General features: G+C 72.4%; 22 protein-coding genes. 17 read left to right on the top strand and 5 right to left on the bottom strand.

What is annotated here, in order from left to right:
- Positions 1–6 precede the first annotated feature (6 nt).
- On the top strand, positions 7–462 hold the full coding sequence (locus AC07EG_RS08440; RefSeq protein ID WP_478252617.1) for a PH domain-containing protein: 456 nt from the start codon (positions 7–9) through the stop codon (positions 460–462).
- On the opposite strand, the gene AC07EG_RS08435 is transcribed toward AC07EG_RS08440, so the two are convergent.
- Together AC07EG_RS08435 and AC07EG_RS08430 are read right to left on the bottom strand one after the other, a co-directional pair.
- Entirely contained in the window at positions 459–1,238 is a 780-nt protein-coding gene (locus AC07EG_RS08435) for an exodeoxyribonuclease III (RefSeq protein WP_478252363.1), read from the bottom strand. The two genes, AC07EG_RS08440 and AC07EG_RS08435, sit on opposite strands and share 4 nt — an antisense overlap.
- A 108-nt stretch (positions 1,239–1,346) precedes the next feature.
- A complete protein-coding gene (locus AC07EG_RS08430) occupies positions 1,347–2,048 on the bottom strand; it encodes a S1 family peptidase (RefSeq protein WP_478252362.1) in 702 nt (233 codons plus the stop codon).
- A 237-nt stretch (positions 2,049–2,285) separates the two neighbouring features.
- Between AC07EG_RS08430 and uvrC the strand changes: the two genes are divergently transcribed.
- The 4 genes from uvrC (at position 2,286) to whiA (ending at position 7,321) form a co-directional block, all read left to right on the top strand.
- A complete protein-coding gene (gene uvrC / locus AC07EG_RS08425; RefSeq protein ID WP_478252361.1) occupies positions 2,286–4,409 on the top strand; it encodes an excinuclease ABC subunit UvrC in 2,124 nt (707 codons plus the stop codon).
- Between the two features lie 65 nt (positions 4,410–4,474).
- Positions 4,475–5,332, top strand: coding sequence for an RNase adapter RapZ (rapZ, locus tag AC07EG_RS08420; RefSeq protein WP_478252616.1), 858 nt, complete (start codon positions 4,475–4,477; stop codon positions 5,330–5,332).
- Positions 5,333–5,354: 22 nt separating this feature from the next.
- Positions 5,355–6,341 carry a gluconeogenesis factor YvcK family protein gene (locus AC07EG_RS08415; protein ID WP_478252360.1) on the top strand — a complete coding sequence of 329 codons (987 nt, stop codon included), beginning with the start codon at positions 5,355–5,357 and terminating at the stop codon, positions 6,339–6,341.
- Positions 6,332–7,321: a DNA-binding protein WhiA gene (whiA, locus tag AC07EG_RS08410; protein WP_478252359.1), complete on the top strand. Its 990-nt coding sequence runs from the start codon at positions 6,332–6,334 to the stop codon at positions 7,319–7,321. Before AC07EG_RS08415 ends, whiA begins: the two co-directional genes overlap by 10 nt.
- A 120-nt stretch (positions 7,322–7,441) precedes the next feature.
- Here whiA and AC07EG_RS08405 read toward each other — a convergent pair whose 3' ends face one another.
- The gene (locus AC07EG_RS08405) at positions 7,442–7,879 is read right to left on the bottom strand and encodes a PPOX class F420-dependent oxidoreductase (protein ID WP_478252358.1); all 438 of its coding nucleotides are present in this window, start codon (positions 7,877–7,879) and stop codon (positions 7,442–7,444) included.
- A 62-nt stretch (positions 7,880–7,941) separates the two neighbouring features.
- Between AC07EG_RS08405 and AC07EG_RS08400 the strand changes: the two genes are divergently transcribed.
- The 6 genes from AC07EG_RS08400 (at position 7,942) to AC07EG_RS08375 (ending at position 17,661) form a co-directional block, all read left to right on the top strand.
- Entirely contained in the window at positions 7,942–9,423 is a 1,482-nt protein-coding gene (locus AC07EG_RS08400; protein ID WP_478252357.1) for a hypothetical protein, read from the top strand.
- 50 nt (positions 9,424–9,473) lie between these two features.
- Positions 9,474–10,217 (top strand): hypothetical protein, encoded by a 744-nt coding sequence (locus AC07EG_RS08395; RefSeq protein WP_478252615.1) that lies wholly within the window; start codon positions 9,474–9,476, stop codon positions 10,215–10,217.
- An 18-nt stretch (positions 10,218–10,235) separates the two neighbouring features.
- Positions 10,236–14,681 carry a hypothetical protein gene (locus AC07EG_RS08390; RefSeq protein ID WP_478252356.1) on the top strand — a complete coding sequence of 1,482 codons (4,446 nt, stop codon included), beginning with the start codon at positions 10,236–10,238 and terminating at the stop codon, positions 14,679–14,681.
- A gap of 230 nt (positions 14,682–14,911) precedes the next feature.
- The gene (locus AC07EG_RS08385) at positions 14,912–15,541 is read left to right on the top strand and encodes a GOLPH3/VPS74 family protein (protein ID WP_478252355.1); all 630 of its coding nucleotides are present in this window, start codon (positions 14,912–14,914) and stop codon (positions 15,539–15,541) included.
- 27 nt (positions 15,542–15,568) lie between these two features.
- Positions 15,569–17,068 (top strand): APC family permease, encoded by a 1,500-nt coding sequence (locus AC07EG_RS08380; RefSeq protein ID WP_478252354.1) that lies wholly within the window; start codon positions 15,569–15,571, stop codon positions 17,066–17,068.
- On the top strand, positions 17,065–17,661 hold the full coding sequence (locus tag AC07EG_RS08375; RefSeq protein ID WP_478252353.1) for a GNAT family N-acetyltransferase: 597 nt from the start codon (positions 17,065–17,067) through the stop codon (positions 17,659–17,661). The genes AC07EG_RS08380 and AC07EG_RS08375 overlap by 4 nt, the downstream gene beginning before the upstream one ends.
- Before the next feature lie 53 nt (positions 17,662–17,714).
- On the opposite strand, the gene AC07EG_RS08370 is transcribed toward AC07EG_RS08375, so the two are convergent.
- Complete coding sequence (locus AC07EG_RS08370) at positions 17,715–18,359, bottom strand: LysE family translocator (protein ID WP_478252352.1); 645 nt, start codon at positions 18,357–18,359, stop codon at positions 17,715–17,717.
- A gap of 70 nt (positions 18,360–18,429) precedes the next feature.
- Here AC07EG_RS08370 and AC07EG_RS08365 point away from each other — a divergent pair, with 70 nt between their 5' ends.
- From AC07EG_RS08365 to AC07EG_RS08340, 6 genes are all read left to right on the top strand, one after another.
- Positions 18,430–19,626: a winged helix DNA-binding domain-containing protein gene (locus AC07EG_RS08365; protein WP_478252351.1), complete on the top strand. Its 1,197-nt coding sequence runs from the start codon at positions 18,430–18,432 to the stop codon at positions 19,624–19,626.
- Between the two features lie 152 nt (positions 19,627–19,778).
- Positions 19,779–20,783, top strand: a complete 1,005-nt coding sequence (gap, locus tag AC07EG_RS08360; protein WP_478252350.1) for a type I glyceraldehyde-3-phosphate dehydrogenase — start codon at positions 19,779–19,781, stop codon at positions 20,781–20,783.
- 9 nt (positions 20,784–20,792) lie between these two features.
- Positions 20,793–21,998 carry a phosphoglycerate kinase gene (locus tag AC07EG_RS08355; protein WP_478252614.1) on the top strand — a complete coding sequence of 402 codons (1,206 nt, stop codon included), beginning with the start codon at positions 20,793–20,795 and terminating at the stop codon, positions 21,996–21,998.
- Between the two features lie 7 nt (positions 21,999–22,005).
- Complete coding sequence (tpiA, locus tag AC07EG_RS08350; protein ID WP_478252349.1) at positions 22,006–22,791, top strand: triose-phosphate isomerase; 786 nt, start codon at positions 22,006–22,008, stop codon at positions 22,789–22,791.
- A gap of 83 nt (positions 22,792–22,874) precedes the next feature.
- Complete coding sequence (secG, locus tag AC07EG_RS08345; RefSeq protein ID WP_206808694.1) at positions 22,875–23,105, top strand: preprotein translocase subunit SecG; 231 nt, start codon at positions 22,875–22,877, stop codon at positions 23,103–23,105.
- A gap of 106 nt (positions 23,106–23,211) precedes the next feature.
- Entirely contained in the window at positions 23,212–23,556 is a 345-nt protein-coding gene (locus AC07EG_RS08340) for an RNA polymerase-binding protein RbpA (protein ID WP_113691219.1), read from the top strand.
- A gap of 69 nt (positions 23,557–23,625) precedes the next feature.
- Here AC07EG_RS08340 and AC07EG_RS08335 read toward each other — a convergent pair whose 3' ends face one another.
- Positions 23,626–24,819 (bottom strand): sensor histidine kinase, encoded by a 1,194-nt coding sequence (locus tag AC07EG_RS08335; protein WP_478252348.1) that lies wholly within the window; start codon positions 24,817–24,819, stop codon positions 23,626–23,628.
- Between the last annotated feature and the right edge of the window lie 367 nt (positions 24,820–25,186).

Genomic DNA, 25,186 nt, shown 5'->3' with positions numbered 1-25,186 from the left:
ACTGGGATGACCGAGACCACCGGGGACGCCACCGTCACCGCCCGCCCGCGGCGGGCGGTGTGGATGTGCGGGGCGCTGGCGCTGCTGCTGATCGGCGTGTTCACCACGGTGGCCCTGCTGCTGCGCAACTCCGACACCGGGGTGATCTTCCAGACCGCCGACCAGGTGGCGATGATCGGCATCGGCGTGCTGCTGGCCGGGCTGACCATGCTGTTCGCCGTGCCGAAGGCCACCGCGGACGCCGAGGGCATCAGCGTGCGCAACGTCTGGGGCACACGCCGGTTCTCCTGGGCGGAGGTGCTGTCGGTCAGCTTCCCCGACGGTGCGTCCTTCGCCCGGCTGGAACTGCCCGAAGACGAGTACCACTCGGTGCTCGCGGTGCAGGCGGTCGACCGCGAACGCGCGGTGGCGGCGGTGCGCGCGCTGCGCAAGCTGCACCGCCGGTTCCACGAGGACGGCTAGCTCTCCAGGTCGACCACGACCGGGGCGTGGTCCGAGCCGCCCTTGCCCTTGCGTTCTTCGCGGTCGACGTAGGAGTCGGTGATCGCGGCGGCGAAGCGGGGGTTGGCGAGGACCAGGTCGATGCGCATGCCGCGGTTCTTCGGGAAGGCCAGCTGCCGGTAGTCCCAGTAGGTGAACGGCTGGTCGTACTTCAGCGCCCGGGGCAGCACGTCGGTGAGCCCGGCCGCGAGCACCTGCGCGAGCGCGTCGCGTTCCGGCGTGGTCACGTGCGTCGAGTCGGCGAAGGCGGCGATGTCCCACACGTCGGTGTCGGCCGGTGCGATGTTGAAGTCACCGAGCACGGCGAACGGCAGGTCCAGCTTCTGCTCCGCCTCGACCGTCTCGCGCAGCGCGTTCAGCCAGCGCAACTTGTAGTCGTAGTGGGTGTGCCCCGGCACGCGCCCGTTCGGCACGTACACCGACCACACCCGCACCCCGCCGCAGGTGGCGCCGATGGCGCGCGGTTCGACCGCGTCCTCGTAGCTGGGCTGGTCGACCAGGCCGCGCTGGACGTCTTCCAGGCCGACCCGGGAGAGCACGGCGACCCCGTTCCACCGGCCGACGCCGTAGGCCGCGGTCTCGTAGCCGAGTCCGCGCACCTCCTCGTGCGGGAAGGCATCGCTGTCGCACTTGAGCTCCTGGAGGCACAGCACGTCGGGCTGGTTGGACTCGAGCCAGTTCAGCAGCCGCGGCAGCCGGGCGCCGACGGAGTTCACGTTCCAGGTGGCGATGCGCATGCGCCCATTGTCCGCCCGGCTCCCGGCATGGGAACGGCCGCCCCCGCCGGGCCGGTGCCCGGCGGGAGCGGCCGCGGAACGGGGGCGGCGCTACCGGTTCAAGATCCTCTAGACGCCCGCGGTGCCGCTGATCCACGAGCGGCTGCTGGCCACGCTCGCGTAGTTGTTCGTGCCGGTGGTGTTGCTGCCGTCCTGGTTCTGCACGGTGGACGCGACCCCGACCTGCTTGCCGCCGGAGAGCTGCGGGCCACCCGAGTCGCCCTTCCACGCCGAGCCGTTGACGCCCCTGCTCTGGATGGCCGGGCCGCCGTAGGCGTCGGTCGACTGGCCGGTGACGGTCACCCTGGCCGTCTTGAGCACCGGCGAGGGCGGCCCGGTGGGCGTGGTGCGGCCCCAGCCGTAGATGTCACCGGCCGAGCCGGCGGCCGGGTCGGCGTCGCCGAGGGTGATGTAGTCGGTGTCGATCGGGCTGGTCAGGTGCAGCAGCGCGATGTCACCGGCGGGGGAGACCTCCTGCCGGTCGACCGCCGCCTCGGTGCCGGAGCCGAGGTCGTTGCTGCCGACCTTGACGCTCATCGAGCTCCCGAGGCAGTGCTCGGCGGTCAGCACCCACTCGGCGGCGATGATGGTGCCCGAGCAGTTGAAGTTGCCGCCCACGTAGACCTGCGCGCCCCAGGGCACGGCCGGGGCGGTCTCGCCGCCGACGATGAACGGCTGCACGCCGGCGGTGGCCACCCCGCCGCCGAACAGGGTCACGGCGAGGGTGGCGGACGCCGCACACGCGGCGCCAAGGGTACGGACTCGGCTCACGGTCGAGGTCCTTTCGCGACGGACTCCTACAGGACACCGGGAAATTCGGCGTTGCCACGGAACGTAATCAACCGCCACGGCCGGGCAGTACCGACGATCGTCGGATGGTGGCTAGATTCCTACCTAAGGAGGTAATTCCCCACCGCGCGTCATGGGGACACCGATACGGGTGTCGTCCTGCCGGGTGAGACCCGGGGGTGCGTGAGGTTGTCAGGGGTGCGCCATAGGCTTGTCGTCGTGGCTGACCCGTCGACCTACCGCCCTTCGCAGGGCAGCATTCCCGACGCCCCCGGCGTGTACAAGTTCCGCGATTCCACCCAGCGGGTCATCTACGTCGGCAAGGCGAAGAGCCTGCGCAGCCGGCTGAACTCGTACTTCGCCGACCTGGCCGGGCTGCACCCGCGCACCCGCCAGATGGTCACCACCGCGGCCGGTGTGGAGTGGACCGTGGTCGGCACCGAGGTCGAGGCGCTCCAGCTGGAGTACAACTGGATCAAGGAGTTCGACCCGCGGTTCAACGTGCGCTACCGCGACGACAAGAGCTACCCGGTGCTCGCGGTGACCCTGCACGAGGAGTTCCCCCGGCTGCACGTCTACCGCGGTGCGCGCAAGCGCGGGGTGCGCTACTTCGGCCCGTACGCGCACGCGTGGGCCATCCGTGAGACGCTCGACCTGCTGCTGCGCGTGTTCCCGGCCCGCACCTGCTCGGCCGGGGTGTTCCGGCGGCACACCCAGATCGGCAGGCCGTGCCTGCTCGGCTACATCGGCAAGTGCTCGGCGCCGTGCGTCGGGCGGGTGTCCGCCGACGAGCACCGCGGCATCGTCGAGGACTTCTGCGACTTCCTCGCCGGGCGCACCGATCTGATGGTGCGCCGCCTGGAGCGCGAGATGGCGGAGGCGTCCGAGGAACTGGAGTTCGAAAAGGCCGCCCGCCTGCGTGACGACCTCGGCGCACTGCGACGCGCGATGGAGAAGCAGGCGGTGGTGCTCGGCGACGGCACCGACGCCGACGTGGTCGCCTTCGCGCACGACGAGCTGGAGGCCGCGGTCCAGGTGTTCCACGTGCGTGGCGGCCGGGTGCGCGGGCAGCGCGGCTGGGTGATCGACAAGGCCGAGGAGATGGACGTCCCGGCGCTGGTGGAGCAGTTCATCGCGCAGTTCTACGGCGAGCAGGCCGAACTCGAGGCCGGTGAGGACGGCACGGGCTCGCCGGTGCCGCGTGAGCTGCTGGTCCCCGAACTGCCCGCCGATCCCGAGGCGGTGGAGGAGTTCCTGTCCGGGCTGCGCGGGGGCAAGGTGCGGGTGCGGGTCCCCCAGCGGGGTGACAAACGCGCGCTGGCCGAGACCGTCACCCGCAACGCCCAGGAGGCGTTCACCCAGCACAAGCTCCGCCGGGCGGGCGACCTGACCGCCCGCTCGGCCGCGCTCGCCGAACTGCAGGAGCACCTGGGCCTGGACTCGGCGCCGCTGCGCATCGAGTGCGTGGACATCAGCCACATCGCCGGCACCGACGTGGTGGCCTCCCTGGTGGTCTTCGAGGACGGTGTGCCGCGCAAGTCCGAGTACCGCCGGTTCGCCCTGCGCGAGGCCGCCGAGGAAGGCGACGTCGCTTCGATCGCCGAGGTGGTGCGGCGCCGGTTCGCGCGGTACCTGAAGGAAACCAGCGAAGCGGCGGCGGGGGTCGAGGGCCCGGCGGCGGCAGAAGGCCCGGAGGCCGCAGAAGGGGCGGCGGGAGCAGCAGCGGCAGAAGGCTCGGCGGGGGCAGCGGGGTCTGTGGGGTCAGCGGGGTCTGTGGGGTCTGTGGGGTCTGTGGGGTCGACGGTGTCGGCAGGACCCGGGGGGCCCGCTCCCGGTATCGATCCGGAGACCGGCCGCCCGCGCAAGTTCGCCTACCCCCCGAACCTGCTGGTGGTCGACGGCGCCGGGCCGCAGGCCACCGCCGCCGCCGACGTGCTCGCCGAACTCGGCATCACCGACGTCGCCGTGGTCGGCCTGGCGAAACGGCTGGAGGAGGTGTGGCTGCCCGCCGACCCGGACCCGGTCATCCTGCCGCGCACCTCCGACGCGCTGTACCTTCTGCAACGCGTGCGCGACGAAGCGCACCGGTTCGCGATCAGGTACCACCGCGAGAAGCGGTCGAAGCGGCTGCAGGTGTCGGCACTGGACGGTGTGCCGGGTCTCGGGCAAGCCCGCCGGACCGCGTTGATCAAGCACTTCGGTTCGGTGAAGAAGCTGAAGCAGGCCACCGTGGACGAGATCTCGGGAGTGCCCGGTGTCGGCAGGCGCACCGCGCAGGCGGTGCACGCCGCACTGGCCGGGGAGACCACCACCACCGGTAGAGAAGGGGAAACGGGCACGTGAGCGGGGAGCAGGGTTACCAGGGCGGTCAGCCCGACGACGCGGCGCAGGCCGAGCGGACCTCCGGAATGGAGGTGGCGGTGGTCAGCGGCCTGTCCGGGGCCGGGCGGAGCACCGCGGCGAAGTGCCTGGAGGACCTCGGCTGGTTCGTGGTGGACAACCTGCCACCGGAGCTGATCGCCACCATGGTCGAACTGGGTGCGCAGGCCAGGGGCGCGATCACCAAGGTCGCGGTGGTGATGGACGTGCGCTCGCGCGCGTTCACCGACGACCTCGCCTCGGTGATCAAGGACCTGGACGCCCGCGGGTACAAGCCGAGGGTGCTGTTCCTGGAGGCCACCGACGCGGTGCTGGTGCGCCGGTTCGAGGCGGTCCGGCGCGGGCACCCGATGCAGGGCGACGGCAGGCTGGCCGACGGCATCACCGCCGAGCGCGCGCTGCTGGCGCCGCTGCGCGAGGAAGCCGACCTGGTGCTGGAGACCTCCGCGCTGTCGGTGCACGAGCTGCGCGCGAAGATCGAGGACGCGTTCGGCTCCGAGGCCAGCACGCAGACCAGGGTCACCGTGCTGTCCTTCGGCTACAAGTACGGCCTGCCGATGGACGCGGACCTGGTGATGGACGTGCGCTTCCTGCCGAACCCGTTCTGGATCCCGGAACTGCGCGAGCACACCGGGCTCGACGGCGAGGTGCGCAACTACGTGCTGAGCCAGGAGGGCGCCGAGGAGTTCCTCGAGCGCTACCATCAGCTGCTGCGCCTGGTCGGCGCCGGCTACAAGCGCGAGGGCAAGCGGTACCTCACGCTGGCCGTCGGCTGCACCGGTGGCAAGCACCGCAGCGTCGCCCTGTCCGAGGAACTCGCGCGACGACTGTCCAATGAGGATGGAATGGCGGTCAAGGTCGTGCACCGCGACCTCGGCCGGGAGTGAAGAACCGAGATTGGGAGCCGATTTGCGCGCTGTCGCGCTCGGTGGCGGGCACGGCCTGCACGCCACCCTCACCGCGTTGCGGCGGATCACCGAGGACGTCACCGCGGTGGTCACCGTCGCCGACGACGGTGGTTCGTCGGGACGGCTGCGCCGGGAACTGGGCCTGCTGCCGCCCGGTGACCTGCGGCAGGCGCTGGCCGCGCTGACCGCCACCGAGGACGGCGGCACGCTGTGGGCCGAGGTGTTCCAGCACCGCTTCGGCGGCCACGGCGCGCTCAACGGGCACGCGGTGGGCAACCTGCTGCTGGCCGGGCTGTTCGAGGTGCTCGGTGACCCGGTGGCCGCGCTGGACGAGGCGGTCAAACTGGTCGGCGCGGCCGGTCGCGTGCTGCCGATGTGCCCGGAGCCGCTGGAGATCGAAGCCGAGGTGACCGGGCTGGAGAACGGCGCGGTCAGCCGGATCCGCGGGCAGGTGGCGGTGGCCAGCACCCCGGGGCAGGTCAGCCGGATCACCCTGCGCAACCCCGGCCGCCCGGCCGAACCGCCCGCCGCCTGCACCGAGGCGGTGGACGCGGTGCTCGGCGCGGACGCGGTCTTCCTCGGCCCCGGTTCGTGGTTCACCAGCGTGCTGCCGCACCTGCTGGTGCCGGGGCTGCACGACGCGCTGGTGCGCACCGAGGCCACCAAGGTGGTCATCCTCAACCTCATCCCGCAACCGGGTGAGACGGCTGGCTTCTCACCCGAACGGCATCTGCACGTACTCTTCGAGCACGCTCCCCGGCTGAAGGTGGACGTGGTGGTCGCCGACCGCGACTGGGTCCCCACCCCGGCGCGGTTGCGCCAGGCCGCCGCGGAGCTGGGAGCGACAGCGCACCTGGTCTCCATCGCCGACCCGGACGTGGCGGGCAGGCACGACCCGGATGCGCTGGCGAAGTGCGTGCGAGAGGCCCTCGGTCTGGCGGACCGGGGCGAACAGGGAGAGCAGGAGGGGCAGGGGCGATGGCGATGACCGCATCGGTCAAGGACGAGCTGAGCAGGCTGGAGATCACCAAGGTCGGGCCGCGGCGGTCGGAGGTGGCCTCCCTGCTGCGGTTCGCCGGTGGCCTGCACATCGTCGGCGGCCGGGTGGTGGTCGAGGCCGAACTGGACACCGGTTCGGTGGCGCGGCGGCTGCGCCGGGAGATCCACGACCTCTACGGGCACCAGTCCGACGTGCACGTCATCTCCTCCAGCGGGCTGCGCAAGGGCACCCGGTACGTGGTGCGCGTGGTCAAGGACGGTGAGGGCCTGGCCCGCCAGACCGGGCTGATCGACCAGCGCGGGCGCCCGGTGCGCGGGCTGCCCGCCGCGGTGGTCTCCGGCGGGGTCGCCGACGCCGAAGCGGCCTGGCGCGGTGCTTTCCTGGCCCACGGCTCGCTGACCGAACCGGGCCGGTCGTCCTCCCTGGAGGTCACCTGCCCCGGGCCGGAGGCGGCGCTGGCGCTGGTCGGCGCGGCCAGGCGGCTGGGCATCCAGGCGAAGTCGCGCGAGGTGCGCGGCGCGGACCGCGTGGTGGTCCGCGACGGGGACGCGATCGGCGCGCTGCTGACCCGGCTGGGCGCGCACTCGAGCGTGCTGCAGTGGGAAGAGCGGCGGATGCGCCGCGAGGTGCGGGCGACGGCGAACCGGCTGGCGAACTTCGACGACGCGAACCTGCGGCGCTCGGCGCGCGCCGCGGTGGCCGCCGCCGCCAGGGTCGAGCGCGCGCTCGACATCCTCGGTGACTCCGCGCCGGACCACCTGCTCGCCGCCGGCAAGCTCCGCCTGTCCAACCGGCAGGCCTCGCTGGAGGAACTGGGCCAGCTCTCCGATCCGGTGATGACCAAGGACGCGGTGGCCGGGCGGATCCGGCGCCTGCTGGCGATGGCCGACAAGAAGGCGCGCGAGCAGGGCGTGCCGGACACCGAATCGGCGGTCACCGCGGAGATGCTCGAAGAGGAAGAGGCCTGAAGTCCGGGCCGGCCGGGGTGGCCCGCCGCCGCTCAACCGCCCCGGCCGGTCCGGTGGGGATTTCACCCCGGAAGACGGTTTCCTGTCAACTTTCTGTCAAGGGCCGCGGTAAACGCTTGCTCAGTCGGCGATCCCGGCGAAGGCGAGCACCTTGGTGATCCTCGCCCGGACGAGGTATTCGCCGGGGACCGCGTTCCGCTCGCCGAAGGCCGCGCCCCGCTCGGGCCCCATGTACCGGCTGCCGAGCCGGGTCGCCCACTCCAGCATCTCGCCGAGGTCCTCGTGCAGCGTGGCTTCGGCGGTGAACTGCAGGTAGGAGTACGGCGGCTGCTGGTCGTCCACGCACAGCGAGAACCGCGGGTCGCGGCGGAACGCCTTGCCCTTGAGGGAGTCGCGTTCGGTGGTGAAGATCAGCTCGTCGTACCCGGGGCCCTCGTTCAGCACGAACCAGATCGGCGTCACGTGCGGGGCTCCGTTCGCCCGCACCACCGCCAGCTTGCCCGTCCGCGTGCCCTCGCTCGCGAACTCCCACCACTCGGCCCTGCTCATCTCACGCATGGCGGCGACGCTACCGATGCGCCCGCTCGCGCGCCCATCGCCAAAGGCTAACCTGGCTCGCTGTGCACACCGAAGAGCTGATCACCGCGGGTCCGGCCGGCGAAGGGCTGACCCGGCGGCTGAAGGCGCTCGCCTGCACCGCGCCGCTGCACGACCTCGACGCGCGCAAGGCCAAGCTCGACTGGGCCGACGCCACGGTCTACCAGATGGCCGAGATCGCGCTGCACACCATCGACCAGGTCACCATCGCGATGGACTTCGACACCGGCGCGGACCACCAGCAGGTGACCGAGCGCCTGCTGCCGTTCATCGCCGCCCAGGCCCCGCACCGCCCGCCCGGCGAGCACACCAGGGTGGCGCGCTGGGTGCTGGACAACCTGATCAACGTCGGCACCACCGACCGCGGGTTCCGCCGGGTCTACGGCTCGGTCGCCGCCGACGGCACCTACCAGCGCCGCGCCTTCGACTTCAAGCTGCTGGTCGAGCTGGCCGCCCCGGACGGCGAGGTGTACCTGCGCGCCACCGACGAAGCGATCAACGTGCTGGTCGGCGCGCTGGACACCGACGTCGAATCGGCCCAGATCGCGGCCGAGGTCAAGCTGGAGAACCTGATCAGCCGCGGCCGCCTCGCCGACGCCAAGCTCGCCGCCGAGCAGGCGCGCTACCGCACCGTCCAGTACGGCGAGACGCTGCGCGCGAAGCTGGACGCCACCCGCCGCGACGTGCGCGCGGTCGACTGGGAACGCGAGATCCCGGACCTGCTGGACTCCGCGCTCGGCCACATCGAGTCCCGGTTCCGCGCGGAGAACGCGATCCTGAAGAACATCACCGCGGCCCGCGACGAGGCCGAGGACCCGGTGCACAAGCGGCGCGCGGCCGAACTGGTGGACATCGTCGCCGACTGCATCCGGCGGCACACCCAGCTGCAGTCCCGGCTGCAGGCGGCGGGCGCGGTCTTCCGCGCCGAACAGGACCGCCAGCAGTTCTCCGGGCCCCCGCAGCGCGCCGCGATCGACCTGTTCGGCCAGCTGCTCGTACCCGCCCTCGGCCTGCCGCTGGCCGACGCGGTGGAGCCGGTGCGCCGGTACTTCCACGCGGGCACCGGGGTGAGCGTGCCGGTGGTGCCGTCGCTGTCCGCGCTGGTGTCGCTGCTGCTGCGCCCGGCACCCGAACGCGACCAGCTGGTCGGCGAGGTGCCCGAGCCGGAACTGCTGCCCGCCGAGGAGACCGACCGCTACTCCGACGAGCAGTGGCGCCAGGCCGACGAGCTGCTCACCCTGCCGGAGGTGCCGCGGCGGCTGTCCGGGCTGATCGAGGAGGCCCGCCGGCTCGACCCCGCCCTGCCGCGGCTGGTCGCGCTGCGCGCGGTGCACGCCTACGGCCCGGGGATCGGGGCGGCGATCCGCCAGGGGGAGCGGCGGGTGCTGCTGGCCGTGGACGACGGCACCGAGCTCGACGACCCGGAGTTCGGCGGGTCGGACCTGCTGCTGATGACCGCGCGGGTGGAAGCCGAGCACACCGGAGAAACCGAGGGGGCCGCGTGAGCGCGCAGACCAACGACGCCGAGGCGGCGGCCAGGCTGATCTCCTTCGGCATGCGGCCGAAGCAGCTGCCCGCCCGCGACGTCGTCTACGGCGACCTGGTCCGGCGCTACGGCGAGGACAGCGCGTTCAAGCAGCTGACCCACGCGGTGGCGGCCGGGCTCGGGCTGATGGTGCTGGAGGTGAGCACGGCCGCCGGTGCGGTGCTCGCGGCCACCGACGAATCGGTGTTCGAGATCAAGATGGACAGCTACGCCCGGCAGAGCAAGATCCGCGAGCGCCGCGACACCGAGAAGGTGCTGCACGGGCTGGTCCACCTGGCCGTGGCCGCGCTCGGTTTCCCCCGGCCGGACGACCTGGCCAACGACACCTACATCGGCCGGGTCAGCGTGGCGCAGGTCGACGGCATGGTCCGCGAGGCGTGCCGCATCCTCGACGAGCGCGCGGCCGCCGCCGAGGCCAACAACGACCCGCTGGCCGACGCGCCCGAACTGGAGCAGGCGTGGCGCGCCTACGCCCGCCGCCCGGCGGCCGCGGCCACCAAGGACGGCAGGCTCGCCCCGGACACCACCCGCGGCATGGTCGCCCGCGCCCTGCGCTTCCTGGCCGACCAGGGTTTCCTGGTGCCGGTCAGCGGTGAGCAGGACGGCACCTACCGGACCACCCCGCGCTACCAGATCCAGGTGCGCGAACTCGCCGCCGACCTCGCCTTCGAGGAACTGCTCGCGCTCGGCGTGCTCGAGGTCGCCGACGGCGGCGGCACCCTGCGCGCGACCATCTCGGACACCCTCCAGTAAACGGGGACCTTCACAGCCATGTATGAGCTTTCGCGTGTGCGCCTGCATTCGGTCGGCCCGGCCGGTGCCCGCTACCAGGACGTGGTGCTGGACTTCAGCGGGGTCGGCGAGCCGGTGACCACCCCGCGCCAGGACGCGTTGTTCGCCGCGGGCATCCACTCCGCCGACCGCGGCCCGGTGCGGCGGCCGTCGCCCGCCAGCGTGCTGTTCCTGGAGAACGGCGGCGGCAAGTCGGTGCTGATCAAGCTGATCTTCTCGGTGATGCTGCCGGGGCGGCGGCAGGTGGTCGGCACCACCAGCACCCGGGTGCTGGAGAAGTTCGTGGCGGCCAAGGACGTCGCGCACGTGGTGCTGGAGTGGCAGCACACCGCCACCGGGGAGCGGGTGATCACCGGCAAGGCGTCGGAGTGGCGCGGGCACGTGGTCTCCGCCGATCCGGCGAACCTGATCGACTCCTGGTACTGCTTCCGCCCGAGCACCTCGCTCGGCCTGGACTCGCTGCCGCTGACCGAGGACGGCCGCCTGCTCACCCTGTCCGGTTACCACGACCGGCTGGCGAAGGCGCACACCGGCACACCGGAGCTGGAGCTGTACTGGACGCGGCGGCACAGCGACTGGACCGGCAAGCTCGACCAGCTCGGCCTGGACACCGAGCTGTTCCGCTACCAGCGCGCGATGAACGCCGGTGAGGGCGAGGCCGCCGACGCCTTCGCCTTCGGCACCGACGAGGCGTTCGCCGAGTTCCTGCTGCGGGCCGTGCTGTCCGAGGACGAGCCGAAGGAGCTCGCCGAGGTGCTGGCCACCTACGCGGGCAACCTGGCCCAGCGCGGCGAGCTGATGGCCGAGCGCGACTTCGTCGCCGGTGCGCTGGACCTGCTCGGGCCGCTGGCCGAGGAGGAGTCGCTGGCCGCCGCCTCGCGCAAGCTGGCCGCCACCGCGCGGGCCGAGCTGGCCGAGCTGGCCGGGATGATCGCCGCGCGGGAGAAGGTGGAAAGCGACCGGCTGGCGGTCCTCGAAGCCCACGTCGACGAACTCAGGACGGCCGAGAAGCTGGCCGAAGGAGATCACCGCAGGCTCACCGCGGTGGTGACCGAGCTGCGGCGGGTGGTCGCCGGGATGCGGCTGGAGGAGGCCACCGAAACCCGCCGCCGGCTCGACGAGTCCTACACCGAAGCCAAGGTCGAAGCCGAAGCCTGGCGGGAAACCACCACCGTGCTGGCGCACCTCAACGCCGCGCGCAAGGCCCGCGACATCCGCGAGCTGGTCGGCAACCGCGAGCAGAAGGCGCAGCCCGCGCTGGAAGCGAAGAACTCCGCCGCCACCGCGTTCGCCCGCGGCCTGCTCGCACTGGCCAAGGACGCGCAGGCGCAGGCGGACGCGGCCGACCAGGCGGCGGAGGCGCTGCTGGCCGAAGCCGAGCACGCGCAGCGGGAACGGGACGAAGCCACCGCCACCGCGGCGACGCGGCGTGCGGAGGCCGACGGCCTGGCCGGGCGCATCGCCGAGGTGCGCGCCGAGATCGCCGACGCGGTGCGCGAGAAGCTGCTCACCGACGCCGCCGAGGTGGCCGAAAGCGCCCGGATCGCCCGTGCCGCGGCCGAAACGGCGGCTTCGGAACTGGCCGGCCGCGAGGCCGAGCTGGAAGCCGTCGCCGAGGAACTCGGTGCCGCGCAGGCGGTGGCCAACGAGGCGCACCAGGCCGCCGGTTCCGCGCGCGACCGGCACGAGCGCGCCGCCGAGGAATTGGACCGGGCCACGCGCCGCACCGGCAGCCTGGCCGCCGAACCACGCTTCACCGAACTGCTCGGCACCGACGACGTGCAGCTCGAAACCGACGTCCCGGCCCTGGTGGATCGCCTGCGCGAAGCACGCGCGACAGCCGAGCGGGAGCAGACTGCCCTGCGCGTGGCCGAATCCGCCGACGAGCGCATCCTCGCCGCGCTCGGCTCCGGTGGCCTCCTGCCACCGCCGGAAGAGGTGCAGGCCGCGCTCGACGCGCTGGAGTCCGCCGGGATCACCGCGTGGTCCGGCTGGCGTTACCTGTCCAAATTGGACGCCGAGCAGCGCGCAACGGCGCTTTCCCGTGCCCCGCAACTGGTTTCCGGGGTGCTGCTCAACGAAGCGGCGCAGACCGGCCGGGCGCGTGAGGTGCTCACCGAACGGAAGCTGCTGCCCAGCGCGATGATCGCGGTCGGCACCACGGCCGCGCTCACCGCCGCGGCCGGGCAGGGCGGCGGGCAACCGGACGGCGTCGAATTCCTGGTACCGCCCAATCCGGCCATGTACGACGAGGACGCCGCCGACGCCGAACGCCGAGCGGTGGCCCAACGGCACGCCACCCGCCTGCGCCGCCTGTCCGAACTGGACGAAGCGATCGCCGCCGACGGGGCGCTGTCGTGGAAACTGGCCACCTGGCGCGAGGACTACCCGCCGGGCGCGATGGCGAGCCTGGCCGAGCGCGCCCAGTCGGCGAGCACCGCCCTCGGCACCGCGGAGAAGGCACTGGCCGCGGCGAACACCGAGCTGGAGCGCCTGAACACCAAACGGGTCTCCCTGCGCGAGCGCGTGCCGGGCCTGCGTTCGGCGCTGGCCGCGGCTGAGGACCGGGCCCGGCGGCTGGACGCGCTGGCCACCAGGGCGGCGAAGATTCCACAGTGGACCGAAGCGGCCGAGCACGCGCGCGAGGTCGTCGACCGCGCGGAGTCGCAGGCCAAGGAAGCCGGGACCAGGGCGGCGAAACTGCGCGAGCAGGCCGGTGAGCAGCAGCGCACGGCCGACGGGCACCGCCGCACCGCCACCGGCGCGCGAGCCGAACTGGCCGAGGTGCCCGGAGCCGGCTCGGTGAGCGAAGCCGATCCCGTCCCCGCCGAACCGGTCGACGCCCTGCGCCGGGCGTACGCCTCGGCCACCGAGGCCTACGCCAAGGTCGAGGTCGGCAGCGACCTGCGGGCCGAACTGGAGCAGGCCGAGAGCGCCGAGGCGGCCGCCCACGCCGCGGTCGAGGCGCTGGCGGAGCCGGTGCGGGCCCGCGCGGCCGGGCTGCTGGAAACCCCGGACGGCTCCGACGCCTCCGCCCGCGCCGCCGCGCAGGCCAGGGCCGGGCGCGCGGTCGCCGCGCTCGAGGAGGAACGCGCCGAGGTGATCGCCGAGGTCGCCACCCGCAAGGCCGAACTCGAGCAGTTGCCGCGGCAGAGCGGAACCGCCGACGCCCCGGAACGGCCCCGCGACGTCGAGCACGGCCGGGAGCTGATCGACGCGGCCGGCGCCGAGGTTTCCACCGCCGCGCGCAAATGGGAGGAACTCACCCGCCAGCGCGCCGACGCGGTGGAAACCTTCGAATCCGCGAAGAATTCCTCGGCCGGTTTCGGCCTGCTCGCCGAATCGCTGGCCGGCCTGGTTCCCGGCGGTGAACCGGCCCGCATTTACGACGGCGACCTCGAGTCCGCGCGCGCCAGGTACCAAGCGCTCAATTCGACCTGGACCGGCGCCGCCGAAGCGGTCGAGCACGCCGCGAAACGGGTCCGCGAACAAGCCGACGCGCTGGCGCAGTACGCCACCGAAAAACGGTTCGAACGGCTCACCACCCCGGTCCGGCAGCAGGTGGTTTCCGTCAAACGGGACAGCCTGCCCGCCCACGCCGCCGAATGGGCGCAGGCGCTGCGCCCGCGCCTGCGCTCGCTCACCGACGACCTCGCGCAGATCGACCGCCACCGCTCCGGCATCGTTTCCCGCCTGCAGGGCATGGTCGACGGCGCGCTGCGCACGCTGCGGTCCGCGCAGCGCGTTTCCCGGCTGCCCGACGGCCTCGGCGACTGGTCCGGCCAGGAATTCCTGCGCATCCGGTTCACCGAACCGGAGGACAACGTGCTCGCCGAGCGCCTCGGCGAAGTGGTCGACGAAGCCGCCGCGGGCAAGACCGGCGACGGCCGCGACGTCAAGCGGGACGGCATGTCCCTGCTGCTGCGCGGGGTGGCCGCGGCGGTGCCCAAGGGTTTCCGGGTGGACCTGCTCAAACCGGACTCGGTGCTGCGCACCGAACGGCAGCGCGTGTCCGAGATCAGGGACGTCTTCTCCGGCGGGCAGCAGCTGACCGCGGCGATCATCCTCTACTGCACGCTGGCCGCGCTGCGGGCGAACAACCGCGGCCGCCTGCGCAGCCCCCATTCCGGCGTGCTGTTCCTGGACAATCCGATCGGCCGCGCCTCGGCCGGATATCTGCTGGAACTGCAGCGCGCGGTGGCCCGTGCGCTCGGCGTGCAGTTGATCTACACCACCGGCTTGTTCGACGCGGGCGCGCTCAGTGAATTCCCGCTCATCGTGCGCCTGCGCAATGACGCCGACCTGCGCGCGGGCCGGAAGTACCTTTCGGTGGACGCCACCATCCGCCGCGAAGTGGACGAACTCGGTGAGCCGGACGGCACAGCGCGCCTTTCCGCGGCGAGGGTGTTCGTCCGCGGCGGCTGAACGCATTGCCGCACCTGCCGAAGTCGTCAGGCAAACGGGTCAAGATCAGGGCACGCCCTTGCCGGTGCACCGGCTGCGGCGCTACCGTCCGGCTCGGTTTCGCGGCCAGGGCGCGGAACGCCTGATACGGGGAGAACACCAGCAGTGAATCCGGCCGCAGCCGAACGCGCGAAAAGCACCGCGCGCGCCGAAAGCCGTGCCGGAACGCGGATCGCCGGGGAGCGGAAACGGTGACCGCTCCACTCGCCGATGATCTGTTTTTCCTCGCGCACGACGACCGCACCGGAAAACGGCGGCTGAACGAGCGCGCCGCCGGTTTCGGCCTGGCCGGCGCGGTGCTCGCCGAACTGCTGCTGGCCGGTCGCCTGACCGTGGAACACGGCCGGGTGCGGGTGCTCGACCCGCGGCTGCCGCGCTGCGAGGTGCTGGGCCCGGCGCTGCGGGACGTGGTCGCCGAACCGGAGGCGCGGGTGGTCCGCGACTGGCTGCGCTACTTCGGCCGCACCGCCTACGATTCGGTGGCGCGGCGGCTGCTGGGCAGCGGGCAGCTGCGGCCGGTCCGGTCCCGGATCCCGTGGCGGCCGGACTCCTACGAACCGGTCGACATCAACGCCGCGGCCTGGCCGGCGGCCCGCCTGTCCGGCCCGGTCGCCCGGCTCGACCCGCTCGACACCGTCGACGTCGTGCTGGCCGGCCTGGTCATCGCCACCGGACTGGACCGGTTCGTCTTCTACACCGTTTCCCCCGACGCCCGGCAGCACCTGGAACGGCTGGTCATCGAACTGCCCGCGCCGCTGCGGGTGCTCGTGCTGGAAACCGAGACCGCCGTCGGCGACGCCGTGCTCCACCACCGCATGTAGGTCCCCAACCGCCCAGGGAGTCCCTCGATGAACGATCGACCTGCCAGACCCAGTCCCGTGGCGCAGGCACTGGCCTCGGACCGGCTCGGCGCCTCGGCCGTGGTCTTCTTCGTGATCAGCGCGGCCACCCCGCTGACGGTGATCGCCGGGGTGGTCACCACCGGCTACGCCACCACCGGCCTGATCGGCATCCCGGTCGCCTTCGTGTTCATCGCGCTGGTGCTGGCGCTGTTCGCGGTGGGGTACGTGGCGATGTCGCGGCACGTGGCCATCGCGGGCGCGTTCTACGGCTTCATCAGCCGCGGGCTGGGCAAACCCCTCGGCGTCGGCGCGTCCTGGATCGCGCTGCTGTCCTACAACCTGCTGCAGGTCGGGCTGTACGGCGCGGCGGGCGCGGCGGCCGCCCCGCTGTTCCGGGAGTGGTTCGGCGCCGACCTGCCGTGGTGGGTCTTCGCGCTGGCCGCCTGGCTGGTGGTGGCCGTGCTCGGGCTGCAGCACGTGGACATCAACGGCAAGGTGCTGGCCGTGCTGCTGGCCGCCGAGGTGGCGGTGATCGCGGTGTACAGCGTGTCCAACGTCAGCCACCCGGCGGGCGGACAGGTCAGCTTCGCCACGCTGGACCCCGCCGAACTGGTCGGGCCGGGCGCCGGGGCGATCCTGGCGCTGGCCGTGCTGGGCTTCGTCGGGTTCGAGTCGTCCGTGGTGTTCAGCGAGGAGGTGCGCAACCCGCGGCGCACCGTCCCGATCGCCACCTACGTCTCCCTGCTGGCCATCGGCGGGCTCTACGCGTTCGCGTCGTGGTCGATGAGCGTGGCCACCGGCCCGGACCGGATCGTCGGCGAATCGCAGGCGCAGAGCTCGGAACTGCTGTTCTCGCTGGCCAGCACCCAGCTGGGCAGCGGCATGGCCACCGCGGGCCGGGTGCTGTTCGTGACCAGCATCCTGGCCGCGATGATCTCCTTCCACAACACCATCGCCCGCTACACCTTCGCCCTCGGCCGCGAACGCGTGCTGCCCGCCGCGCTGGGCCGGACCTCGCCGCGGTCGGGGTCCCCGGTGGCCGGTTCGGTCATCCAGACCGGCGTCGGGCTGCTGGTGATCGGGCTGTTCGCGCTGGCGGGCTGGGACCCGCTGGTGCACCTGTTCTACTGGGGCGGCACGGCGGGCGGCCTCGGCATCCTGACCCTGATCGGGGTCACCTCGATCGCGGTGGTGCTGTTCTTCGCGCGGCGGCCGTCGGGGGAGAACCTCTGGCGGCGCCTGATCGCGCCCGCACTGGCGGCGCTGGCCGTGCTGGTGGTGCTGGTGCTCGTGCTGCGCAACTTCGCCACGCTGCTGGGCGTGGGCCCGGAATCACCGCTGCCGTGGCTGGTACCGGTGGTCTTCGTGCTGGCCGGGCTGGCCGGGGTGCTGTGGGCGCTGGTGCTGCGCATCCGCCGCCCGCAGGTCTACGCCGCGATCGGGCTGGGCGCGAAGAACACCTCGCTGGCCGGGTCCGGCGAGCAGTACCGGGGGGCCCCGCTGTGACCGGCACCGCCGAGATCCGCCGCGCGGAGCCCGCCCAGGCCGGGGCGGTGGCGAGCCTGATCGCCACCGCGTTCGAACCGCTGGCCGTGTCGCGCTGGCTGGTCCCCGATCCGCACCCGCGCCGGGCCACGCTGGCCGCGAACTTCCACATCCTCGTCGAGCACGCGCTCACCCACGGGCACGCCGACCTGCTCGGCGACCGCGCCGCCGCGGTGTGGCTGCCGCAGGAAGCGGGCGCCGAGCCGCCGCCACCGCCGCCGGACTACGACGCCCGGCTGCTGGCGGCCTGCGGCCCGTACACCGACCGGTTCCGCGCACTGGACGACGCCTTCGAAGCCGCCCACCCGCACGAGCCGCACCACCACCTGGTGTTCCTGGCCGTGCACCCGGACGCCCAGGGCCGCGGCCTCGGCAGCAGCCTGCTGCGGCACCACCAGCGGGTGCTCGACGCCACCGGCACACCCGCCTACCTGGAGGCGAGCAGCCCGCGCGCCGCCGCGCTGTACGAACGCCACGGCTACCGGTTCCGCGGCGAGCCGTTCCACCTCCCGGACGGCCCGCCGATGTACCCGATGTGGCGCGACCCGGGCTGAGCCGGAGGCGGGGTCAGGCGGTGTCAGGCGGTGTTAGGCGGTGTTAGGCGGTGTTAGTCCTTGCGGCCGCTGACCGCGAGGCCGGCCCCCAGCCCGATCATCACCAGCCCACCGGTCCCGCCGATCATCGACAGCCGGCGCGGTGAACCGGCGAACCAGGAGCGCGCGACCCCGGCGGCGAAGGCCCACGCCGAGTCGCACACCAGCGCGGTCACCGGCAGCAGGATGCCGAGGAACAGCATCTGCGCGGGCACCGAACCGGCACCGTGGTCGACGAACTGCGGCAGCACCGCGGCCAGGAACACGATCGACTTCGGGTTCGCGAAGCCGACCACCAGGCCGTCGCGGACCACCCGCCACACCGGCGCCCGCGCCGCGCTGACCTGGTCGGCGAACGCCGACGCCAGCGACCGGCGGTGCCGGAACGCCTGCACCCCCAGGTGGACCAGGTACGCCGCACCGGCGAACTTGATCACCGCGAACACCGTCGCCGAGCCCTCGACCAGCGCGCCGAGGCCGAACGCCACGCCGACCACCTGCAGGTACACCCCGGCGGCGTTCCCGGCGACGGTGAGCAGCGCGTCCCGGCGCCCGGCGGTGAGCGCCCGGCTGATGGTGAACAGCACGCTCGGACCGGGCACGATGACCATCAGGAAGGTGAGCGCGGCGAAAGCGGCGAAGTGACCGGCGGAGACCATGCCGGAGGTTAACCCGCACCGGGTGCCGCGAGCACCCGAATTGTCGGCGGCCGGTGGTAGGAACTCCGGCATGGCCACACCGACCACCGCGGTGACCACCGCACAACGCCGGGCCCGGCTCGCCCGGCGCCACCTGCTGGCCGTCCCCGGAGCCGGACCGGAGGACGCGGCCGCGGCGGTGGTCGCGCTGCACGCCACCGATCCGGCCACCGTGCACCTGTCGGTGGCCGCCCGCACCGGCGGCTCACCCGTGGCCGTGACCGAGCGCGCGCTCTACGACGACCGCACCCTGGTGCGGCTGCTCGGCATGCGGCGCACCGTGTTCGCCGTGCCGCGCGAGGTCGCGCCCGTGGTGCAGGCCGCGTGCGCGGACGAGATCGCCGCGAAGCAGCGCAAGCTGCTGGTCAAGCACCTCACCGAGAACGGCCACCCGGCGGGCGTGCCCGCGGCGGCCGGGTGGCTGGCCGAGGTGGAGTCGGCGACGATGGCGGCGCTGTCGGCCCGCGGGGAGGCGCTCGGCCAGGAACTCGCCGCCGACGTGCCCGGCCTGCGCCAGCAGCTGCGGATGGCGCCGGGCAAGCCGTACGAGGCGATCGGCAACGTCACCAGCCGGGTGCTGTTCCTGCTCGCGGCGCAGGGCCGGATCGTGCGCGGCCGCCCGCGCGGCACCTGGCTGTCCACGCAGTACCGCTGGTCGCCGCTGGAAAGCTGGCTGCCCGGCCTGCCGCGCGCCGGCGCCGGCGCCGCCCGGGTCGAACTGGCGCGGCGCTGGCTGCACGCCTACGGCCCGGCACCGCTTTCGGACCTGCGCTGGTGGACCGGCTGGACGGCGGCCCAGGCGAAGCAGGCGCTGACCGCGATCGGCCCCCTGGAAGTCGGCCTCGAAGGCGGCGGTACCGGCCTGCTGCTGCCCGGCGACCTCGAACCCGAGCCGGAACCCCAGCCGTGGGTGGCGCTGCTGCCCGCGCTCGACCCCACGCCGATGGGCTGGGCCGGCCGGGACTTCTACCTCGGCCCGCACCGGGACGCCCTGTTCGACCGCAACGGCAACGCCGGGCCGACCGTCTGGTGCGACGGGCGCGTCGTCGGCGGCTGGGCCCAGCGCCCGGACGGGGAGATCGCCGTCCGCTGCCTGGAGGACGTCGGCGCGGAAGCCACCGCCCGCATCGGCGAGGCGGCGACCCGGTTGGGGGAGTGGCTCGGCGGGACCAGGGTCGTGCCGCGGTTCCGGACCCCGCTGGAACGCGCGCTGAGCGGATCATCTTGATCGATGACTTGATCGATTCTTGACCGGCGACCCGGTGTAGTGGAAGTCTCGCTGGGGCATGCGGGAACGCCCAGGCCAGCACGCTAGGGTTGCCCCGAGTCCCCCAGTCTGGCCGGGCCGGGCCCGGCCGAACCCCCAGAGGAGTGGCAGTAGTGACGGTTCGCGTAGGTGTGAACGGCTTCGGCCGGATCGGCCGCAACTTCTTCCGCGCCGTGCAGGCCAGCGGCCACGACATCGAGGTGGTCGCGTTCAACGACCTCGGCGATGTCGCCACCATGGCCCAGCTGCTGAAGTACGACAGCATCCTCGGCCGCTACCCCGACGAGGTCAGCGTCAGCGACGAGGGTCTCGTCGTCGGCGGCAAGACCATCAAGGCGCTCGCCGAGCGCGACCCGGCGAACCTGCCGTGGGGCGACCTGGGCGTGGACGTGGTCGTGGAGTCCACCGGCTTCTTCACCAACGCCGACGCCGCCAAGGCGCACGTCGCCGGTGGCGCGAAGAAGGTCATCATCTCGGCCCCGGCCAAGGGCGAGGACCTGACCGTGGTGCTCGGCGTGAACGACCACCTCTACGACGGCTCGCAGACGATCATCTCGAACGCCTCCTGCACCACCAACTGCCTGGCCCCGCTGGCCAAGGTGCTGCACGACGCCTTCGGCATCGAGCAGGGCCTGATGACCACCATCCACGCCTACACCCAGGACCAGAACCTGCAGGACGGCCCGCACAAGGACGCGCGCCGCGCCCGGGCGGCCGCGCTGAACGTGGTGCCCACCTCCACCGGTGCCGCCAAGGCCATCGGCCTGGTGCTGCCCGAGCTGAACGGCAAGCTCGACGGCTACTCGCTGCGCGTCCCGGTGCCCACCGGCTCGATCACCGACCTCACCGTGGACCTGGCCAAGAAGGCCAGCGTCGAGGAGATCAACGCCGCCTACCGGGCCGCCGCGGAGGGCCCGCTGCAGGGCATCCTGCGCTACAGCGAGGACCCGATCGTCTCCAGCGACATCGTCAACGACCCGGCCTCGTGCATCTACGACGCGCCGATCACCAAGGTGCTGGGCAACCAGGTCAAGGTCTACGGCTGGTACGACAACGAGTGGGGCTACTCCAGCCGCCTGGTGGACCTGGTCAAGCTCGTCGGCGGCAAGCTGTCCTGAGCCATGGCCGTGAAAACTCTCGATGAGCTGATCAGCGAGGGTGTGGCGGGTCGGCGCGTGCTGGTGCGCGCCGACCTCAACGTCCCCCTCGACGGCGACCGCATCACCGACGACGGCCGGGTACGGGCCGCGCTGCCGACCATCCAGCGCCTGGCCGAGGCCGGCGCGCGGGTGATCGTGGCGGCCCACCTCGGCCGCCCCAAGGGCGAGCCCGACCCGAAGTTCTCCCTCGCGCCCGTTTCGGCGCGGCTGGGTGAACTGCTGGGCGCGGAGGTGGCGCTGGCCGCCGACGTGGTCGGCGAAAGCGCGAAGTCGGTCACCGGCGCGCTGGCCGACGGCCAGGTGGCCCTGCTGCAGAACGTGCGGTTCGACCCGCGCGAGACCAGCAAGGTCGAGGACGAGCGGGCCGCGCTGGCCCGTGAACTGGCCGCCCTCACCGGGGACGGCGGTGCCTTCGTCTCCGACGGCTTCGGTGTGGTGCACCGCAAGCAGGCGTCGGTGTTCGACATCGCCGGGGTGCTGCCCGCCTACACCGGTGGCCTGGTGCTGGCCGAGCTCGAGGTGCTGCGCAAGCTCACCGAGGAACCGGCCCGCCCCTACGCGGTGGTGCTCGGCGGGGCCAAGGTCTCGGACAAGCTCGGCGTGATCGCCAACCTGCTGACCAAGGTCGACCGGCTGCTCATCGGCGGCGGCATGGCCTACACCTTCCTCAAGGCCCAGGGCCACGAGGTGGGCCAGTCGCTGCTGCAGGCCGACCAGCTCGACCAGGTCAGCGGTTTCCTCGCCGAGGCGGACAAGCGCGGCGTGGAACTGGTGCTGCCGGTCGACGTGCTGGCCGCCACCGAGTTCGCCGCCGACGCGCCGCACGAGGTGGTCGACGCCACCGCGATCCCGGCCGACCGGCAGGGCCTCGACATCGGCCCGAAGACCCGCGAGCTGTTCGCCGGCAAGCTGGCCGACGCCAAGACCGTGTTCTGGAACGGCCCGATGGGCGTGTTCGAGTTCGAGGCGTTCGCCGGCGGCACCAAGGCGGTCGCCGAGGCGATCGCCGCGAGCGAGGCGTTCAGCGTGGTCGGCGGTGGTGACTCCGCGGCCGCGGTGCGCCAGCTCGGCCTGCCCGAGGACGGCTTCTCGCACATCTCCACCGGCGGCGGCGCGTCGCTGGAATACCTCGAGGGCAAGGACCTGCCCGGCGTCTCGGTACTGGGGGAGTAGACCGACAGTGGCTCGAAAAGTGCTCATCGCCGGCAACTGGAAGATGAACCTCAACCACCTCGAGGCCATCGCGCTGGTGCAGAAGATCGCCTTCTCGCTCCCGGAGAAGTACTACGCGAAGGTGGACGTGACGGTGCTGCCGCCGTTCACCGACATCCGGAGCGTGCAAACCCTCACCGACGGCGACAAGCTCCTGCTCACCTACGGCGCGCAGGACCTCTCGCCCCACGACTCCGGTGCCTACACCGGGGACATCTCGGGGCCGATGCTCGCCAAGCTCGGGTGCACCTACGTCACCGTCGGGCACTCCGAGCGCCGTGAGTACCACCACGAAGACGACGAGGTGGTCAACAAGAAGGTGCGTGCCGCGCTCAAGCACGCGCTTTCCCCGATCCTGTGCGTCGGGGAGCAGCTCGAGGTCCGCGAAGCGGGCGGGCACCTCGAGCACACCACGAACCAGCTGGTCGCGGGCCTGAAGGGGCTCAAGGCCGAGCAGGTGAAGAACGTGGTGGTCGCCTACGAGCCGGTCTGGGCCATCGGCACCGGCCGCGTCGCCACCCCGGCCGACGCGGAGGAGGTCTGCGCCGCACTGCGGACCAAGCTGGGCGAGAAGTACGGCCCCGAAATCGCTGGTGAGGTGCGCGTGCTCTACGGCGGTTCGGTCAAATCGGGCAACATCGGCGACCTGGTCAAGTGCGAGAACATCGACGGCGCACTGGTCGGCGGGGCGAGCCTGGACGCCGACGAGTTCACCAAGCTCTGCGCGCTGGCCGCGGGCGGGCCGCTGCCCTGATCCGGGCGGTGACCGGGTAATGTGGGTCACGGTGCTCGTCAGCCCGCGCCGATCGCGCGTTTTCACCGGACACAGAGGATGAGATGAAACTGTTCCTGCAAGTGGTGTTGATCGCTTCCAGCGTGCTGCTGGTCGTCGCCGTCCTCCTGCACCGGGGACGCGGAGGCGGGCTGTCCTCCCTGTTCGGCGGCGGCATGCAGTCCAGCCTGGCGGGCTCGAGCGTGGCCGAGAAGAACCTCGACCGGATCACGCTCGGACTCGGTGCGATCTGGCTGATCAGCATCGTCGGCCTGGGCCTGCTGCTGAAGATCTGAGCGGCACGAGCCGTGGGAGGCGGCCGGGTGCACGCCCGGCCGGAGCAGACAGTGGCACGGCGTACCGTGCGGGTGCGCCGGGAACAAGACCGGGGTGTGAGAGTTCATGGTTGGCGGAAACGCGATTCGGGGTACCAGGGTCGGGGCGGGCCCGTCCGGCGAGTCCGAGCGGGGGGAGTCGGCGCCGCGGCGCCGGATCTCGTACTGGTGCGCCAACGGGCACGAGGCGCGCCCGTCCTTCGCCTTGGAAGCCGAGATTCCCGAGGAGTGGGACTGCCCGCGGTGCGGGCTGCCCGGCGGGCAGGACGAGCAGAACCCGCCCGCGGCCCCGCGGACGGAGCCGTACAAGACGCATCTCGCCTACGTGAAGGAGCGCCGCAGCGACGCGGATGGCGAAGCCATCCTCGCCGAGGCGCTCGACCGGCTGCGGAAGCGGCGCGAGATCATCTGACCGGCCCGGTGTGACGCCGGGAATGGGGCATTCACCGTGGGGGAATGCCCCATTCCGAGCTTTCCGGGGCTAGTTCGGCAGGGGGTAGACGGCGCGGACTCGGAAGCCGCCGTCGTCGGTCGGGGCCGTTTCGAAGGTGCCGCCGAGCAGCCGCGCGCGCTCGGCCAGCCCGGTCAGCCCGTGCCCGCCCGAAGGCAGCGCGCGGGCCGGTTCGCAGGGCTGCTCGTTGAGCACCTCCACGCCGAGCGCGTCCTCCTCACCGCGCACGCACACCTTCGCCTTCGCGCCGGGTGCGTGCTTGTGCACGTTGGTCAGGCACTCCTGCACGGTCCGGTAGGCCGCCGCGGAGACCTGGCGCGGCAGCGGGTCGGGGATGCGCTCCACGGTGAGCTGCACCGGCACGTCCGAGGTGCGGATCAGCTGGTGCAACTCGTCGATTCCGGGCTGTGGCCCGTCCTCGTCCACCCCGGAGCGCAGCACGCCGACCAGCGTGCGCAGTTCCTCGAGCGTGCGCTTGCTCAGGTGCCGGATGTTCTCCGCGGCCTGGTGCGCCTCGGTACCGGGGGCGGAGATCGACAGCACGTTGGCCTGCATCGCGATCAGCGTGATGTCGTGGGAAACCACGTCGTGCATTTCCCTGGCCAGCCGGGCGCGTTCCTGCGCGCGGACGGCCTGGGCGTGCAGCCGCTGCTCGCGGTCGCGGCTGGCGGCCAGCTCGGCCAGCTTGTCCGACAGCTCGCTCCTGGCCCGGATCAGCAGGCCCAGCGCCACCGGCATCCCGGCGACGACCACGCCGTAGATGCCGTCGAGCACGTGCTCCTGCCAGCTGAGCGCGGCGAACTCGTCCAGCGGCCACAGGATGAACCGGCTGGCCCAGACCATGCCGAAGCCCGCCATGGTCTGCCAGTGCAGTCCGCGCCGGGTGGCGAGCATGCCGAGCGCGATCATCGCCGCCAGCTGGGCCCAGCCGGCCAGGTAACCGGGGAAGGTGGCCAGTACCACGCCGAACGGCAGCCACCGCCGCGCCACCAGCGCCAGGCAGGAGAACGCCGACAGCCAGATGGAGTAGGTCGTGGCTTCTTCGGGGAAGACGAGCCAGACGTCCAGCACGGCGAGCGCGATCGCCAGGACGTCGATGGACAGCGCGCGCACGGCCCGTTTCCGGAACCAGTCCGCGATGCTGCCGTCACGGATGTGCCCGGTCGTGCCCGAATGGGGGCCGCCGACCGACATTCCCGGTATGGAGAGTCCCTCTGTGGTCATCGCAATGGACCTCTCGTCTTGTGGACTTACCAGTGAGAGGGATCCATCACCCGATCGGGACGCGTCGGCGGGCACAAATTAGCGGACGCTAACGTGTGCTGGCCGCTCGGCGGTAAGTTTCCGGCCATTCAGCCGTATGCGTGTCCTGTTTGACGTCATCGCTTCACCCGTCCGGGGGATGACCTCTGGTGTCCGATATCCGGACAGAATCGAGAGGCCAGGGCCGCCCTCGATCCAGGGGCGGCGGGCGTCCGGGCAGCGGCAGTCAGAAGATCACAAAATCCCCGGTGCTGGACGCCGTCCAGCCAGCCGGAGGTCGCGGATCCCCGGACGGAACCGAGGCCGGGAATCACGCAACCCGGCCTCA

It is taken from the genome of Amycolatopsis sp. NPDC045836, assembly GCF_056431745.1.
The sequence above is the reverse complement of the archived record's forward strand: the minus strand, read 5'-3'. Positions and strand labels throughout refer to the sequence as shown.

Bases quoted from the DNA above. Each gene is read 5' to 3' on its own strand.
- AC07EG_RS08405 (WP_478252358.1), bottom strand. From the start codon at position 7,879: ATGCGTGAGATGAGCAGGGCCGAGTGGTGGGAGTTCGCGAGCGAGGGC.
- AC07EG_RS08335 (WP_478252348.1), bottom strand. From the start codon at position 24,819: ATGACCACAGAGGGACTCTCCATACCGGGAATGTCGGTCGGCGGCCCC.
- AC07EG_RS08380 (WP_478252354.1), top strand. From the start codon at position 15,569: ATGAACGATCGACCTGCCAGACCCAGTCCCGTGGCGCAGGCACTGGCC.
- AC07EG_RS08370 (WP_478252352.1), bottom strand. From the start codon at position 18,359: ATGGTCTCCGCCGGTCACTTCGCCGCTTTCGCCGCGCTCACCTTCCTG.
- AC07EG_RS08435 (WP_478252363.1), bottom strand. From the start codon at position 1,238: ATGCGCATCGCCACCTGGAACGTGAACTCCGTCGGCGCCCGGCTGCCG.
- AC07EG_RS08390 (WP_478252356.1), top strand. From the start codon at position 10,236: ATGTATGAGCTTTCGCGTGTGCGCCTGCATTCGGTCGGCCCGGCCGGT.
- rapZ (WP_478252616.1), top strand. From the start codon at position 4,475: ATGGAGGTGGCGGTGGTCAGCGGCCTGTCCGGGGCCGGGCGGAGCACC.
- AC07EG_RS08365 (WP_478252351.1), top strand. From the start codon at position 18,430: ATGGCCACACCGACCACCGCGGTGACCACCGCACAACGCCGGGCCCGG.
- AC07EG_RS08395 (WP_478252615.1), top strand. From the start codon at position 9,474: ATGCGGCCGAAGCAGCTGCCCGCCCGCGACGTCGTCTACGGCGACCTG.
- AC07EG_RS08340 (WP_113691219.1), top strand. From the start codon at position 23,212: ATGGTTGGCGGAAACGCGATTCGGGGTACCAGGGTCGGGGCGGGCCCG.
- whiA (WP_478252359.1), top strand. From the start codon at position 6,332: ATGGCGATGACCGCATCGGTCAAGGACGAGCTGAGCAGGCTGGAGATC.
- secG (WP_206808694.1), top strand. From the start codon at position 22,875: ATGAAACTGTTCCTGCAAGTGGTGTTGATCGCTTCCAGCGTGCTGCTG.
- AC07EG_RS08440 (WP_478252617.1), top strand. From the start codon at position 7: ATGACCGAGACCACCGGGGACGCCACCGTCACCGCCCGCCCGCGGCGG.